Source organism: Ignatzschineria sp. PL_is040 (assembly GCF_055813795.1).
Genome location: NZ_JBVPGU010000002.1, coordinates 1 through 15,079 on the forward strand (window position 1 = coordinate 1; position 15,079 = coordinate 15,079).

14 protein-coding genes and 3 pseudogenes are annotated in these 15,079 nt (G+C 56.7%); 9 read left to right on the forward strand and 8 right to left on the reverse strand.

Features of this window, described 5'->3' with window-relative positions; all coding sequences use genetic code 11:
* Nucleotides 1–112: 112 nt before the first annotated feature.
* Nucleotides 113–547: pseudogene (locus AC0SAP_RS03585) on the forward strand (Mu transposase C-terminal domain-containing protein); the annotation flags it as partial.
* A 2-nt stretch (nt 548–549) separates the two neighbouring features.
* Nucleotides 550–1,410 (forward strand): TniB family NTP-binding protein, encoded by an 861-nt coding sequence (locus AC0SAP_RS03590; protein ID WP_000344784.1) that lies wholly within the window; start codon nt 550–552, stop codon nt 1,408–1,410.
* 50 nt (nt 1,411–1,460) lie between these two features.
* On the opposite strand, the gene AC0SAP_RS03595 is transcribed toward AC0SAP_RS03590, so the two are convergent.
* The gene (locus AC0SAP_RS03595; protein WP_000287615.1) at nt 1,461–3,005 is read right to left on the reverse strand and encodes an IS3 family transposase; all 1,545 of its coding nucleotides are present in this window, start codon (nt 3,003–3,005) and stop codon (nt 1,461–1,463) included.
* A 122-nt stretch (nt 3,006–3,127) separates the two neighbouring features.
* Between AC0SAP_RS03595 and istA the strand changes: the two genes are divergently transcribed.
* Both istA and istB read left to right on the forward strand, forming a co-directional pair.
* The gene (gene istA, locus AC0SAP_RS03600; RefSeq protein ID WP_001324342.1) at nt 3,128–4,651 is read left to right on the forward strand and encodes an IS21-like element IS1326 family transposase; all 1,524 of its coding nucleotides are present in this window, start codon (nt 3,128–3,130) and stop codon (nt 4,649–4,651) included.
* A complete protein-coding gene (gene istB / locus AC0SAP_RS03605; protein ID WP_000983249.1) occupies nt 4,638–5,423 on the forward strand; it encodes an IS21-like element IS1326 family helper ATPase IstB in 786 nt (261 codons plus the stop codon). The genes istA and istB overlap by 14 nt, the downstream gene beginning before the upstream one ends.
* Before the next feature lie 534 nt (nt 5,424–5,957).
* On the opposite strand, the gene AC0SAP_RS03610 is transcribed toward istB, so the two are convergent.
* From AC0SAP_RS03610 to aadB, 7 genes are all read right to left on the reverse strand, one after another.
* Complete coding sequence (locus tag AC0SAP_RS03610; protein ID WP_000376623.1) at nt 5,958–6,458, reverse strand: GNAT family N-acetyltransferase; 501 nt, start codon at nt 6,456–6,458, stop codon at nt 5,958–5,960.
* Nucleotides 6,459–6,585: 127 nt separating this feature from the next.
* Entirely contained in the window at nt 6,586–7,425 is an 840-nt protein-coding gene (sul1, locus tag AC0SAP_RS03615; protein WP_000259031.1) for a sulfonamide-resistant dihydropteroate synthase Sul1, read from the reverse strand.
* Complete coding sequence (locus AC0SAP_RS03620) at nt 7,419–7,766, reverse strand: quaternary ammonium compound efflux SMR transporter QacE delta 1 (protein ID WP_000679427.1); 348 nt, start codon at nt 7,764–7,766, stop codon at nt 7,419–7,421. Before AC0SAP_RS03620 ends, sul1 begins: the two co-directional genes overlap by 7 nt.
* A 163-nt stretch (nt 7,767–7,929) precedes the next feature.
* Nucleotides 7,930–8,721 carry an ANT(3'')-Ia family aminoglycoside nucleotidyltransferase AadA1 gene (gene aadA1 / locus AC0SAP_RS03625; RefSeq protein ID WP_001206316.1) on the reverse strand — a complete coding sequence of 264 codons (792 nt, stop codon included), beginning with the start codon at nt 8,719–8,721 and terminating at the stop codon, nt 7,930–7,932.
* Nucleotides 8,722–8,737: 16 nt separating this feature from the next.
* A complete protein-coding gene (locus AC0SAP_RS03630) occupies nt 8,738–9,538 on the reverse strand; it encodes an oxacillin-hydrolyzing class D beta-lactamase OXA-10 (RefSeq protein WP_000846390.1) in 801 nt (266 codons plus the stop codon).
* A 68-nt stretch (nt 9,539–9,606) separates the two neighbouring features.
* Entirely contained in the window at nt 9,607–10,239 is a 633-nt protein-coding gene (locus tag AC0SAP_RS03635) for a type B-3 chloramphenicol O-acetyltransferase CatB8 (protein ID WP_048608591.1), read from the reverse strand.
* An 80-nt stretch (nt 10,240–10,319) separates the two neighbouring features.
* Nucleotides 10,320–10,853 carry an aminoglycoside nucleotidyltransferase ANT(2'')-Ia gene (aadB, locus tag AC0SAP_RS03640; protein WP_000381802.1) on the reverse strand — a complete coding sequence of 178 codons (534 nt, stop codon included), beginning with the start codon at nt 10,851–10,853 and terminating at the stop codon, nt 10,320–10,322.
* A gap of 164 nt (nt 10,854–11,017) precedes the next feature.
* Here aadB and intI1 point away from each other — a divergent pair, with 164 nt between their 5' ends.
* The 5 genes and pseudogenes from intI1 (at nt 11,018) to arsB (ending at nt 15,006) form a co-directional block, all read left to right on the forward strand.
* Nucleotides 11,018–12,031: a class 1 integron integrase IntI1 gene (gene intI1 / locus AC0SAP_RS03645; RefSeq protein ID WP_002075255.1), complete on the forward strand. Its 1,014-nt coding sequence runs from the start codon at nt 11,018–11,020 to the stop codon at nt 12,029–12,031.
* A gap of 311 nt (nt 12,032–12,342) precedes the next feature.
* A pseudogene (locus tag AC0SAP_RS03650) lies at nt 12,343–12,674 on the forward strand (ArsR/SmtB family transcription factor).
* A complete protein-coding gene (gene arsH, locus AC0SAP_RS03655; RefSeq protein WP_001239389.1) occupies nt 12,671–13,438 on the forward strand; it encodes an arsenical resistance protein ArsH in 768 nt (255 codons plus the stop codon). Before AC0SAP_RS03650 ends, arsH begins: the two are co-directional and overlap by 4 nt.
* A complete protein-coding gene (locus AC0SAP_RS03660) occupies nt 13,435–13,941 on the forward strand; it encodes an arsenate reductase ArsC (protein WP_000140066.1) in 507 nt (168 codons plus the stop codon). The genes arsH and AC0SAP_RS03660 overlap by 4 nt, the downstream gene beginning before the upstream one ends.
* Nucleotides 13,938–15,006: pseudogene (arsB, locus tag AC0SAP_RS03665) on the forward strand (ACR3 family arsenite efflux transporter). The gene AC0SAP_RS03660 and the pseudogene arsB overlap by 4 nt, the downstream one beginning before the upstream one ends.
* Nucleotides 15,007–15,079: the final 73 nt, after the last annotated feature.

Here is a 15,079-nt window from a genome sequence, read left to right on the forward strand (position 1 = left end):
TTTATTATGGTGATCCCCTGGGCGAAATGCGCCTGGTAAGCAGAGTTTTTGAAATGTAAGGCCTTTGAATAAGACAAAAGGCTGCCTCATCGCTAACTTTGCAACAGTGCCCGCCGATGCGCTCAAGCCGTGGATTGCGCGGCGTGAACGCTGGCCGTCCTTTCTGATCCGGCGCGATCCGCGCGACATCAGCCGTATCTGGGTCCTGGAACCGGAGGGACAGCATTACCTGGAAATTCCCTACCGTACCTTGTCGCATCCGGCTGTCACCCTCTGGGAACAACGGCAGGCGCTGGCGAAACTGCGGCAGCAAGGGCGCGAACAGGTGGATGAGTCGGCGCTGTTCCGCATGATCGGCCAGATGCGTGAGATTGTGACCAGCGCGCAGAAGGCCACACGCAAGGCGCGGCGTGACGCGGATCGCCGCCAGCACCTCAAGACATCAGCTCGGCCGGACAAGCCCGTTCCGCCGGATACGGATATTGCCGACCCGCAGGCAGACAACTTGCCACCCGCCAAACCGTTCGACCAGATTGAGGAGTGGTAGCCGTGGACGAATATCCCATCATCGACCTGTCCCACCTGCTGCCGGCGGCCCAGGGCTTGGCCCGTCTTCCGGCGGACGAGCGCATCCAGCGCCTTCGCGCCGACCGCTGGATCGGCTATCCGCGCGCAGTCGAGGCGCTGAACCGGCTGGAAGCCCTTTATGCGTGGCCAAACAAGCAACGCATGCCCAACCTGCTGCTGGTTGGCCCGACCAACAATGGCAAGTCGATGATCGTCGAGAAGTTCCGCCGCACCCACCCGGCCAGCTCCGACGCCGACCAGGAGCACATCCCGGTGTTGGTCGTGCAGATGCCGTCCGAGCCGTCCGTGATCCGCTTCTACGTCGCGCTGCTCGCCGCGATGGGCGCGCCGCTGCGCCCACGCCCACGGTTGCCGGAAATGGAGCAACTGGCTCTGGCACTGCTGCGCAAGGTCGGCGTGCGCATGCTGGTGATCGACGAGCTGCACAACGTGCTGGCCGGCAACAGCGTCAACCGCCGGGAATTCCTCAACCTGCTGCGCTTCCTCGGCAACGAACTGCGCATCCCGTTGGTTGGGGTAGGCACGCGCGACGCCTACCTAGCCATCCGCTCCGATGACCAGTTGGAAAATCGCTTCGAGCCGATGATGCTGCCGGTATGGGAGGCCAACGACGATTGCTGCTCACTGCTGGCCAGCTTCGCCGCTTCGCTCCCGCTGCGCCGGCCTTCCCCAATTGCCACGCTGGACATGGCTCGCTACCTGCTCACACGCAGCGAGGGCACCATAGGGGAACTGGCGCACTTGCTGATGGCGGCGGCCATCGTCGCCGTGGAGAGCGGCGAGGAAGCGATCAACCATCGCACACTCAGCATGGCCTGTTGAGTTGCATCTAAAATTGACCCACTGGGGGTGCGGACGATTTCTTGGACGGTTTATACGGACATCAATCCGACCGCATGACGATACTCGATGGGACTACGCCCGCCAAGCGACACTTTGATGCGGCGCTCGTTGTACCAGTGGATATAGGCATCGATTCGCGTCATGAGGTCTTTCAGCGTCACGTGCTGCCAATTCCTCGGGTAGATTAGTTCGGTCTTCAATCGTCCGAAAAAGCCCTCGCATGCAGCATTGTCTGGCGAGCAGCCCTTTTTGGACATCGACCGCGTTAATTGGGCATTTTCAGTGCGGCGGATCCACGCAGGCCAGCGATAATGCGAGCCCCTGTCCGAATGGATAACCGGATGCTCACCGGGTCGCAGTGTCCGTACCGCGTGATCCAGCATGGTATTGACCAGGTTCGCATCCGGGCTGGTGCCGATATTCCAGGCCACCACCAGCCCATCGAAGCAATCGACGATCGGCGAGACGTAGACCTTCCCTGCCGGAATGTGTATTTCCGTCAGATCGGTCAACCATTTCGTATTCGGCGCCGACGCGTGAAAGTCGCGATTCAGCAGATTCGGGACCGCTGGTGTCGGGTCGCCAGCATACGCCGAGAAGCGCCGGCGGCGCGGTGTTCTCACGACCAGACGCTCTTGCGCCATCAAGCGACGCACGACCTTCTCGGACACACGCATGCCACCAAGGCGCAAGGCACTATCAATGCGTCGATAGCCATAGCAGCGGTAGTTGTCCTCGAAGATAGTCCGAATGACCTCACGCACCTGCGTGTACTTGTCGGGCCGCGTCTGCCGCAGGCGTTGATAGAAGTATGTGCTGCGCGCCAGCTTCAGGCCGCACAACAGATTGGCTAATGGAAACGTGACTCTGAGGGCATCAACCACCTTCGTTTTTTCTCGGCTTGTCAGTTCGAGGGGGTTGATGCCCATGTCTTTTTTTATCAATTCACTCGCCTTCTCCAGAATTGCATTCTCCATGCGAAGCCGCTGGTTCTGGCTCTCCAGTTCGGCCAGTTCCCTGAGTAGTGCCTCATGCCGCTGCTCGAGCGAGGTGTCACCTTTCTTCTTTGTCATGGGTTTTAGGGGCACTTTGCCAAGTAATCGATGCTGCCAGTTATACAACGTTGGTCGCGATACACCGACAGTGTCGGCCACATCCTTTGCCGAACCTACGCGCAGGTTCAGTGCAATGACGGCTTGCTGCTTCTCGAGGCGAGAGCGGGCGACTGTGGGAGCGCTGCTGCCGACGACCGTCCTAGCGAATTCAGGGCGTAAATCACGGATCCAGGCACGCAAGGCCTCGCGGCTTGGGTAGCCCAGGCTTCGGATTGTGTGACTCAGGCAGTAGCCTTGTTCGATATAGTGATCTACTGCCCGTTGCTTTTGCTCATCGGTGTACTGCCGTTTTATCCGTTGATAGCCTCGGCGAAGATCCTGATTCCGTTCGAATTCTGCCAACCAGGCCTTCAGCGAGTTCTTGGTGGGGTATCCCAGCTGCCGTAGTGTGGCGCTCATCCGGCGCCCAAGCTTCAGGTACAACCTCACGGCTCGAAGGCGATCTTCATACGAATACATGAACTACTCCTAAAGTAGTCCAAGATTTTGTCCGCACCCCAACTTAGGGTAAAGATTTGCGTCGAAATTTGACCCACGTATGACACTGTTTCCCGTCTGGATATGGCGGGAGAAATCAAGGAGTGATAAACGTGGCGATATTGAGCGCAATTCGACGCTGGCATTTTCGCGATGGTGCGTCGATTCGGGAAATAGCCCGACGAAGCGGCCTGTCCAGGAACACCGTTCGCAAGTATTTGCAAAGCAAGGTGGTTGAACCGCAGTACCCAGCGCGAGACAGCGTTGGCAAGTTAAGTCCTTTTGAGCCCAAGTTAAGGCAGTGGCTCTCCACCGAGCACAAAAAGACAAAGAAGCTGCGCAGAAACCTGCGCAGCATGTACCGGGATTTGGTCGCTTTGGGCTTTACCGGGTCTTATGACCGAGTGTGTGCCTTTGCCCGACAGTGGAAAGATTCCGAACAGTTCAAGGCGCAAACCTCGGGCAAGGGTTGTTTCATCCCCTTGCGCTTTGCTTGTGGCGAAGCCTTCCAATTCGATTGGAGTGAGGACTTTGCCCGCATAGCGGGCAAACAGGTCAAACTTCAGATTGCCCAGTTTAAGTTGGCCCACAGCCGGGCCTTTGTGCTTCGGGCTTACTACCAGCAAAAACATGAAATGCTGTTTGATGCCCACTGGCATGCCTTTCAAATCTTCGGTGGCATTCCCAAGCGCGGCATCTACGACAACATGAAGACCGCTGTGGATTCGGTGGGGCGTGGCAAAGAGCGCAGGGTCAATCAGCGGTTCACTGCCATGGTCAGCCACTACCTGTTTGATGCGCAGTTCTGTAATCCAGCATCGGGTTGGGAGAAAGGCCAGATTGAGAAGAACGTGCAGGATTCCCGCCAACGCCTGTGGCAAGGGGCACCAGACTTTCAAAGCCTTGCTGATTTGAATGTGTGGCTTGAGCATCGCTGCAAAGCGCTGTGGTCTGAGCTGCGCCACCCCGAATTGGACCAAACCGTGCAAGAGGCCTTTGCCGATGAACAAGGCGAGTTGATGGCGCTACCCAATGCCTTTGATGCATTCGTGGAGCAAACCAAGCGAGTCACTTCAACCTGCCTTGTTCACCACGAGGGCAATCGCTACAGCGTTCCTGCCAGTTACGCCAACAGGGCCATCAGCCTTCGGATTTATGCAGACAAGCTGGTGATGGCTGCCGAAGGCCAACACATTGCCGAGCATCCAAGATTGTTTGGCAGTGGCCACGCTCGGCGTGGCCACACACAATACGACTGGCACCATTACTTGTCTGTGCTTCAGAAGAAACCTGGGGCGTTGCGCAATGGTGCGCCATTTGCTGAATTGCCACCCGCGTTCAAGAAGCTTCAATCCATCTTGCTGCAACGCCCCGGCGGTGACCGTGACATGGTGGAAATTCTGGCCCTTGTATTGCACCACGATGAAGGTGCGGTACTCAGTGCTGTGGAATTGGCATTGGAGTGTGGCAAGCCATCGAAGGAGCATGTGCTTAATCTGTTGGGACGTTTGACCGAAGAACCTCCACCCAAACCGATTCCAATTCCCAAGGGGTTAAGGCTGACATTGGAACCACAGGCCAACGTGAACCGCTATGACAGTTTAAGGAGAGCCCATGATGCAGCATGAAGGCCATGTGAGAATCCTCAAATCCTTGAAACTCTTTGGCATGGCACACGCCATTGAGGAGTTGGGCAATCAGAATTCACCAGCATTTAATCAAGCCTTGCCCATGCTGGACAGCTTGATTAAAGCTGAAGTGGCAGAGCGTGAAGTACGTTCGGTGAACTATCAATTGCGGGTGGCCAAGTTCCCCGTGTATCGGGACTTGGTGGGCTTTGACTTCAGTCAAAGCCTGGTTAATGAGGCCACGGTCAAACAATTGCACCGGTGCGACTTCATGGAACAAGCCCAGAACGTGGTGCTGATTGGTGGGCCAGGCACAGGCAAGACTCACCTGGCCACAGCCATTGGTACACAAGCAGTGATGCACTTGAACCGACGGGTGCGTTTCTTCTCCACCGTGGATTTGGTCAATGCACTGGAGCAAGAGAAATCATCTGGGCGTCAGGGACAAATCGCAAACCGTCTGTTGTATGCCGATTTGGTGATTCTGGATGAGCTGGGATATTTGCCTTTTAGCCAAACCGGTGGGGCACTGCTGTTTCACCTGCTCTCAAAGCTGTACGAAAAAACCAGCGTGATACTGACCACCAACTTGAGCTTCTCGGAATGGAGCCGAGTGTTTGGCGATGAAAAGATGACAACAGCGTTGTTGGACCGACTAACCCACCACTGCCACATCCTGGAAACCGGCAATGAAAGTTACCGCTTCAAACACAGTTCAACTCAGAATAAGCAGGAGGAAAAACAGACCCGCAAACTGAAAATCGAGACATAATTCTGACAACAAGGGGTGGGTCAAAATTCAATGCAAATCCCGGGTCAAATTTGGGTGCAAATCAACAGCGTGGGTTTGATCACGTGTCGAAACCCTGGCGTACCCCACCAACATGCTGTTCTCCTCTCAAAACACTTAGAAACGTAGATCGGTGAGAGATCGGAAGCGAGAGGCAGTTTTGAGAGACCTTCAACCTTCGGCAGACTGTCGGCTTTGGTATCTCTCATAAACGGATGTTTTTGAGAGAACTATCTTCGGCCTTCACACGCACGAAAGGCGGCGAAGCTCCGCCGTTAATCCGTCCGCCGGAGATCTCGCCCAGGCAGGCTGAAGGCCGAGCAAGCCTGACAGGCCCGAAAAGCCCGGCACGGGCGTCGGCGGCGATGACGGCGGCGGCATTATCCAGGGTTGATGATGGAAGTGGAGGATATCGACAACCTCTCGCGCAACCAAGACATCGCGGTCGGACTGCAAGTGATCTTGAAGCCACGGGCCCGTCCCACCCCGACATGGACCTCGATGCCCGAACGGACGTTAGATTTCGAGTTCTAGGCGTTCTGCGATGAAGGTTGGATCCCAGCCGGGATTGAAAGTGTCGACGTGGGTGAATCCGAGCCGCTCGTATAGGCCACGCAGGTTCGGGTGGCAGTCGAGCCGCAGCTTGGCGCACCCCTGCGTTCGCGCGGCATGGCGGCAAGCCTCGATCAGCGCGGAGCTGACACCCCGGCCCGCATGTGTCCGTCGCACCGCGAGCTTGTGCAGATATGCGGCCTCCCCCTTGAGGGCGTCGGGCCAGAACTCGGGATCCTCGGCCGACAAGGTGCAACAGCCGACGATGCCGTCGCTGCAACTCGCGACTAGGAGCTCGGATCTCAGGACGAAGGTCTCCGCGAATGTCCGGTCGATCCGCGCGACGTCCCAGGCGGGCGTTCCCTTGGCGGACATCCACGCCGCAGCGTCGTGCATCAGCCGCACAACCTCGTCGATATCACCCGAGCAGGCGACCCGAACGTTCGGAGGCTCCTCGCTGTCCATTCGCTCCCCTGGCGCGGTATGAACCGCCGCCTCATAGTGCAGTTTGATCCTGACGAGCCCAGCATGTCTGCGCCCACCTTCGCGGAACCTGACCAGGGTCCGCTAGCGGGCGGCCGGAAGGTGAATGCTAGGCATGATCTAACCCTCGGTCTCTGGCGTCGCGACTGCGAAATTTCGCGAGGGTTTCCGAGAAGGTGATTGCGCTTCGCAGATCTCCAGGCGCGTGGGTGCGGACGTAGTCAGCGCCATTGCCGATCGCGTGAAGTTCCGCCGCAAGGCTCGCTGGACCCAGATCCTTTACAGGAAGGCCAACGGTGGCGCCCAAGAAGGATTTCCGCGACACCGAGACCAATAGCGGAAGCCCCAACGCCGACTTCAGCTTTTGAAGGTTCGACAGCACGTGCAGCGATGTTTCCGGTGCGGGGCTCAAGAAAAATCCCATCCCCGGATCGAGGATGAGCCGGTCGGCAGCGACCCCGCTCCGTCGCAAGGCGGAAACCCGCGCCTCGAAGAACCGCACAATCTCGTCGAGCGCGTCTTCGGGTCGAAGGTGACCGGTGCGGGTGGCGATGCCATCCCGCTGCGCTGAGTGCATAACCACCAGCCTGCAGTCCGCCTCAGCAATATCGGGATAGAGCGCAGGGTCAGGAAATCCTTGGATATCGTTCAGGTAGCCCACGCCGCGCTTGAGCGCATAGCGCTGGGTTTCCGGTTGGAAGCTGTCGATTGAAACACGGTGCATCTGATCGGACAGGGCGTCTAAGAGCGGCGCAATACGTCTGATCTCATCGGCCGGCGATACAGGCCTCGCGTCCGGATGGCTGGCGGCCGGTCCGACATCCACGACGTCTGATCCGACTCGCAGCATTTCGATCGCCGCGGTGACAGCGCCGGCGGGGTCTAGCCGCCGGCTCTCATCGAAGAAGGAGTCCTCGGTGAGATTCAGAATGCCGAACACCGTCACCATGGCGTCGGCCTCCGCAGCGACTTCCACGATGGGGATCGGGCGAGCAAAAAGGCAGCAATTATGAGCCCCATACCTACAAAGCCCCACGCATCAAGCTTTTGCCCATGAAGCAACCAGGCAATGGCTGTAATTATGACGACGCCGAGTCCCGACCAGACTGCATAAGCAACACCGACAGGGATGGATTTCAGAACCAGAGAAAGAAAATAAAATGCGATGCCATAACCGATTATGACAACGGCGGAAGGGGCAAGCTTAGTAAAGCCCTCGCTAGATTTTAATGCGGATGTTGCGATTACTTCGCCAACTATTGCGATAACAAGAAAAAGCCAGCCTTTCATGATATATCTCCCAATTTGTGTAGGGCTTATTATGCACGCTTAAAAATAATAAAAGCAGACTTGACCTGATAGTTTGGCTGTGAGCAATTATGTGCTTAGTGCATCTAACGCTTGAGTTAAGCCGCGCCGCGAAGCGGCGTCGGCTTGAACGAATTGTTAGACATTATTTGCCGACTACCTTGGTGATCTCGCCTTTCACGTAGTGAACAAATTCTTCCAACTGATCTGCGCGGGAGGCCAAGCGATCTTCTTCTTGTCCAAGATAAGCCTGTCTAGCTTCAAGTATGACGGGCTGATACTGGGCCGGCAGGCGCTCCATTGCCCAGTCGGCAGCGACATCCTTCGGCGCGATTTTGCCGGTTACTGCGCTGTACCAAATGCGGGACAACGTAAGCACTACATTTCGCTCATCGCCAGCCCAGTCGGGCGGCGAGTTCCATAGCGTTAAGGTTTCATTTAGCGCCTCAAATAGATCCTGTTCAGGAACCGGATCAAAGAGTTCCTCCGCCGCTGGACCTACCAAGGCAACGCTATGTTCTCTTGCTTTTGTCAGCAAGATAGCCAGATCAATGTCGATCGTGGCTGGCTCGAAGATACCTGCAAGAATGTCATTGCGCTGCCATTCTCCAAATTGCAGTTCGCGCTTAGCTGGATAACGCCACGGAATGATGTCGTCGTGCACAACAATGGTGACTTCTACAGCGCGGAGAATCTCGCTCTCTCCAGGGGAAGCCGAAGTTTCCAAAAGGTCGTTGATCAAAGCTCGCCGCGTTGTTTCATCAAGCCTTACGGTCACCGTAACCAGCAAATCAATATCACTGTGTGGCTTCAGGCCGCCATCCACTGCGGAGCCGTACAAATGTACGGCCAGCAACGTCGGTTCGAGATGGCGCTCGATGACGCCAACTACCTCTGATAGTTGAGTCGATACTTCGGCGATCACCGCTTCCCTCATGATGTTTAACTTTGTTTTAGCCACCAATGATGCCCTCACTTTCCATGATTTTGGTGGGAATGGATTTTCTTAGCGGCAACTTACTTTCGTTGTCTATATCCATGTTAAAGGCGAAAAAGTAAACCTCTGTCTCCTTCTCAACCCACCCAACCCACCATGCGACACCAGGATTTGACTCAGTTCCCACACCAGAAAAACCAGTTTTTGAATGCACTAGATATTCAGGTGCCGCCTCCGTTACCAAAGCCTCTTTTACTATTAGCTGGTTTTCTTTAGATGCTGACAATTTATTTAAATATAGAGACTCTAGAAACTCCACTTGATTAACTGCGGAAATTCTAAGCTGGCCTTCCAACCAGAATTTGTCAATGCCACCACTGATATTCTGGTTGCCATAGGAAAATTTTTTAAGGTATTTCTGCATTCTTACTTCGCCAACTTCTCTGGCGATTTGTTGAAATACGGGAACAGCTGAAACTTGTATTGCCCCTCTTAAGGTCAAGTCTCTTTCCCATTGCTTCATGGCTCTTGGCTTTCCGTCCCATTTGAAAACCTGATGCTCATTCTTTATGACACCAGTTTCTAGGCCGATAATTGCGTTGGGGATCTTAAATGTTGATGCTGGAAGATATTCCTTTGATGCACGAGCTAAGTCATTGGTAGCGCAGGATTTACTGCTACTTTTACAAAGCACGAAGACACCATTGACGGCTTCGGCAGAGAACTCTTTGTTCCAAGACGTATTTTCTGTAATTGAACCAGCTAATGCCGTACTCGAAAGACACGCGATAATTACATATGCGGCAAATGTTTTCATGGCACCTTCTTGGTGGCTAACGCCAGAATTAAGCCGTGCCGCGAAGCGGCGTCGGCTTGAATGAATTGTTAGACGACAAACTCGCGCCAATACTTATGCAGACCAAAAATATTTGACGAGCACAGCAGAGGCATTGCTGTCTTAATTTTATCCAGTGGCCAGTTCCACCACTCCATCTCCATGAGCAATGAGATTTCCTCATCGGAGAAGCGCTTCTTAATTTGCTTTGCGGGACTTCCTCCGATGATGGCATAAGGCACTACATCTTTTGTCACCAACGAGCGACTACCTATCACGGCACCGTCTCCAATTTTGATTCCGGGCATAATCATTGCCTCCGAGCCTATCCAGACATCATTGCCAATGGCGGTATCACCTGCTCTTTGGAAGGCATCGAGTGCGCTTGAGAAAGCAGGTTCCTCTTGCATATAGAAGAAGGGGAAGGATGATGCCCAGTCATGCCGATGCCCCTGATTGCCAGCCATGATGAAGGAAGCCCCGCTTCCTATAGAACAAAAGCTGCCAATGATCAATTTATCAACGTCATCACGATCTGGATGCAAGTATCGCGCGCATTCATCAAATGAGTGGCCGTGATAGTAGCCAGAGTAATAGCTATAACGGCCTACTTTGATGTTTGGATTTTTCACTTGCTCAGAAAGAAGCTCCCCTTTGAAAGGGCTGTCAAAGTAGTTTTTCATCAGAGTTCGTGGAACCTTTTCTTGCCGTCTAACACCTGAGTTAAGCCGCGCCGCGAAGCGGCGTCGGCTTGGACGAATTGTTAGGCCGCATATCGCGACCTGAAAGCGGCACGCAAGACCTCAACCTTTTCCGCCCCGAGTGAGGTGCATGCGAGCCTGTAGGACTCTATGTGCTTTGTAGGCCAGTCCACTGGTGGTACTTCATCGGCATAGTAAAAGTAATCCCAGATGATCGCCTCCCAGCTGTTACAACGGACTGGCCGCCCGGCGATGACGCCCTCAGCCGCCTCTGGGCACGAGCCCTGCGGAGCCTCCGCGATTTCATACGCTTCGTCTGCCCACCAAGCAGGTTCGCAGTCAAGTAACTCATCCCCGATCTCCGCTAAGAATCCATAGTCCAACTCCTCCATGACGCGCCCGCCGAGCATTTCAACTATTGCCTCGAGCTCGCCGCGCCTCTCGCCGGGAAACGTCAGATCAATATCATCGTGCTTGCGTGTTACACGCCCTAGCCGTGCATCGATCGCCCAGCCCCCACCGATCCAGAGCGGCAGATTTCGCTCATCTGCCGCAGCTAGAATTTTGTGTATCAATGTGACCTGCGTTGTGTCCATGCGGCCTAACTTTGTTTTAGGGCGACTGCCCTGCTGCGTAACATCGTTGCTGCTGCGTAACATCGTTGCTGCTCCATAACATCAAACATCGACCCACGGCGTAACGCGCTTGCTGCTTGGATGCCCGAGGCATAGACTGTACAAAAAAACAGTCATAACAAGCCATGAAAACCGCCACTGCGCCGTTACCACCGCTGCGTTCGGTCAAGGTTCTGGACCAGTTGCGTGAGCGCATACGCTACTTGCATTACAGCTTACCAACCGAACAGGCTTATGTCAACTGGGTTCGTGCCTTCATCCGTTTCCACGGTGTGCGTCACCCGGCAACCTTGGGCAGCAGCGAAGTCGAGGCATTTCTGTCCTGGCTGGCGAACGAGCGCAAGGTTTCGGTCTCCACGCATCGTCAGGCATTGGCGGCCTTGCTGTTCTTCTACGGCAAGGTGCTGTGCACGGATCTGCCCTGGCTTCAGGAGATCGGAAGACCTCGGCCGTCGCGGCGCTTGCCGGTGGTGCTGACCCCGGATGAAGTGGTTCGCATCCTCGGTTTTCTGGAAGGCGAGCATCGTTTGTTCGCCCAGCTTCTGTATGGAACGGGCATGCGGATCAGTGAGGGTTTGCAACTGCGGGTCAAGGATCTGGATTTCGATCACGGCACGATCATCGTGCGGGAGGGCAAGGGCTCCAAGGATCGGGCCTTGATGTTACCCGAGAGCTTGGCACCCAGCCTGCGCGAGCAGCTGTCGCGTGCACGGGCATGGTGGCTGAAGGACCAGGCCGAGGGCCGCAGCGGCGTTGCGCTTCCCGACGCCCTTGAGCGGAAGTATCCGCGCGCCGGGCATTCCTGGCCGTGGTTCTGGGTTTTTGCGCAGCACACGCATTCGACCGATCCACGGAGCGGTGTCGTGCGTCGCCATCACATGTATGACCAGACCTTTCAGCGCGCCTTCAAACGTGCCGTAGAACAAGCAGGCATCACGAAGCCCGCCACACCGCACACCCTCCGCCACTCGTTCGCGACGGCCTTGCTCCGCAGCGGTTACGACATTCGAACCGTGCAGGATCTGCTCGGCCATTCCGACGTCTCTACGACGATGATTTACACGCATGTGCTGAAAGTTGGCGGTGCCGGAGTGCGCTCACCGCTTGATGCGCTGCCGCCCCTCACTAGTGAGAGGTAGGGCAGCGCAAGTCAATCCTGGCGGATTCACTACCCCTGCGCGAAGGCCATCGGTGCCGCATCGAACGGCCGGTTGCGGAAAGTCCTCCCTGCGTCCGCTGATGGCCGGCAGCAGCCCGTCGTTGCCTGATGGATCCAACCCCTCCGCTGCTATAGTGCAGTCGGCTTCTGACGTTCAGTGCAGCCGTCTTCTGAAAACGACACTTAAACTGGCAGGCCAATTTATCACATATCGATCTAAATGCGCCTAGCTCATTTTTACAGCTTAAATGAGCTATTGAGCACACTCCATATTTCGACTATTATTGAAACATGGAAACGATAAATGCTGTAGCCGCCCTGGCGGCCATCGCTCAAGAATCGCGCCTCGCGGTGTTCCGGCTTCTCGTCCAGGCCGGCCCGCCGGCATGGCCGCCGGAAAAATCAGCGAAGCGGCCGGCATCCCGCCGTCTTCGCTATCCTTCCACCTGAAAGAGCTGGCACACGCCGGCATGGTCACGTCGCGGCAAGAAGGCCGATTTGTGATCTACGAGGCGAACTTTTCGACGGCCACTAACCTGGTGGCCTTTCTCACGGAAAACTGCTGCGGCGGCCAGGTGTGCAACCTGTCTTGCACCACGGAAGCCGGGAAGGTGTTGGCATGAGACTTCGCCATCTTTCCGACCCCGATTCTTTGCCCGCTTTGGACAAATCCTTTGCCATCGAGCGCCCGGCGCTCGGGCTGGCACCCGACGCCCCGCCGGTGCGTATCCTGCTGCTGTATGGCTCGCTGCGCGCCCGCTCGTTCTCACGGCTGGCCGTCGAGGAAGCGGCCCGGCTGCTGCAATTCTTTGGCGCAGAAACACGCATCTTCGACCCGTCCGATTTGCCGTTGCCCGATCAAGTGCAAAGCGACGATCACCCGGCCGTCAAGGAGCTGCGCGCCCTGTCCGAGTGGTCAGAGGGACAAGTCTGGTGCAGCCCGGAACGCCACGGTCAGATTACCAGTGTCATGAAGGCGCAGATTGACCATCTGCCGCTTGAAATGGCCGGCATCCGGCCGACCCAAGGCCGCACCCTGGCCGTGATGCAGGTATCCGGCGGCTCGCAGAGCTTCAACGCCGTGAACACCTTGCGTCTGCTCGGCCGCTGGATGCGAATGTTCACCATTCCGAACCAGTCGAGTATCGCCAAAGCGTTCCAAGAGTTCGACGCGGCGGGCCGCATGAAGCCCTCGCCGTACTACGACCGAATAGCCGATGTGATGGAAGAACTGGTGCGCTTCACGGCGCTGGTACGGCCGCACCGTGAAGCACTGACAGACCGCTATTCCGAACGGAAAGCGGCCGGCCACGTCATCGACGAGGCCACCGATCTTTCATCCATCGCCATTGCTCCCCAGCCACTACCAGAAAGCGAAACATCATGACCGAAAGAATCTATAACGTCCTCATCCTCTGCACCGGCAATTCGGCGCGCAGCATCATGGCCGAAGCTCTCATCAACACGATGGGGCAAGGGCGCTTCCGCGCCTACAGCGCCGGCAGTCACCCAACCGGCAAGGTCAATCCCTTCGCCGTCGAAAAGGTGGAGTCGGTGAATTACCCGACCGAGAATCTGCGCAGCAAGAGCTGGGACGAGTACGCCACGCCCGACGCACCGAAGATGGACTTCATCATCACCGTCTGCGACAACGCCGCCGGCGAAATGTGTCCGGTGTGGCCTGGTCAGCCGATCTCGGCGCATTGGGGATTTGAAGACCCGGCCGCCGTCGAAGGCACTGACGCCGAGAAGCGCCGGGCCTTCGAACAAACCTTCCGGCACATGATGAACCGCGTCCGCCTGTTCGTGAATCTGCCTCTCAAAATGCTTGACCAGACGGCCATCAAGCGCGAGCTGGCGAACATCGGCAAGACCGAGCAGGAAGCATGAGCGCCGGCGCACAGGCCATCGCCGCGAAGCCGCGCCAGGCCCCGATGAGCGGCTTCGAGCGTTACCTGACGCTGTGGGTGGCCCTGTGCATCGTCGCCGGTGTTGCGCTCGGCCAGGGCCTTCCTGACGTGTTCCAGGCCATAGGCCGCATGGAAGTGGCCCAGGTCAATTTGCCGGTGGGCCTGCTGATTTGGGTAATGATCGTCCCGATGCTGGTCAAGATCGACTTCGGGGCGCTGCACCAGGTCAAAGAGCATTGGCGCGGCATCGGCGTCACGCTGTTCGTGAATTGGGCCGTCAAGCCATTCTCGATGGCCCTGCTGGGGTGGCTGTTCATCCGACAAGTGTTCGCTCCGTTCCTGCCGGCCGATCAACTGGACAGCTACATCGCGGGCTTGATCTTGCTGGCCGCCGCGCCCTGCACGGCAATGGTGTTCGTGTGGAGCCGCCTTACCAACGGCGACCCGCTTTTCACGCTCTCGCAAGTGGCTCTGAACGACGCCATCATGATCGTGGCCTTCGCGCCCATCGTCGGCCTGCTGCTGGGCATGTCCTCGATCTCGGTGCCTTGGGACACGCTGCTGATTTCGGTCGTGCTCTACATCATCGTGCCGGTGATCCTGGCGCAGCTCTTGCGGCGGCATCTGCTCAAGCAAGGACAGGCCGCCTTTGAACGGGCCATGCAGAAGATCGGGCCGTGGTCGATGGCCGCGCTGCTGCTGACGTTGGTTCTACTGTTCGCCTTCCAGGGCGAGGCCATCATCCGGCAGCCGTTAGTGATCGCCATGCTAGCCGTGCCGATCTTGATTCAAGTGTTCTTCAATTCCGGGTTAGCCTACTGGCTGAACAAGCGGGCGGGGGGAAAAGCACTCTGTCGCCTGTCCTTCGGCCCTGATCGGTGCCAGCAACTTCTTCGAGCTGGCCGTGGCGGCCGCCATCAGCTTGTTCGGTCTGCACTCCGGCGCTGCATTGGCAACCGTGGTCGGCGTCCTGGTCGAAGTGCCGGTGATGCTGCTGGTCGTGCGCGTGGTGAATCGCTCGAAGAGCTGGTACGAACGAGGTTGAACATGAGTAGGAAAAAACTGAGGAAATGATTGCAGATTGCCGCGCCGGCCGCTTCCTGGCGCATTCGATCACT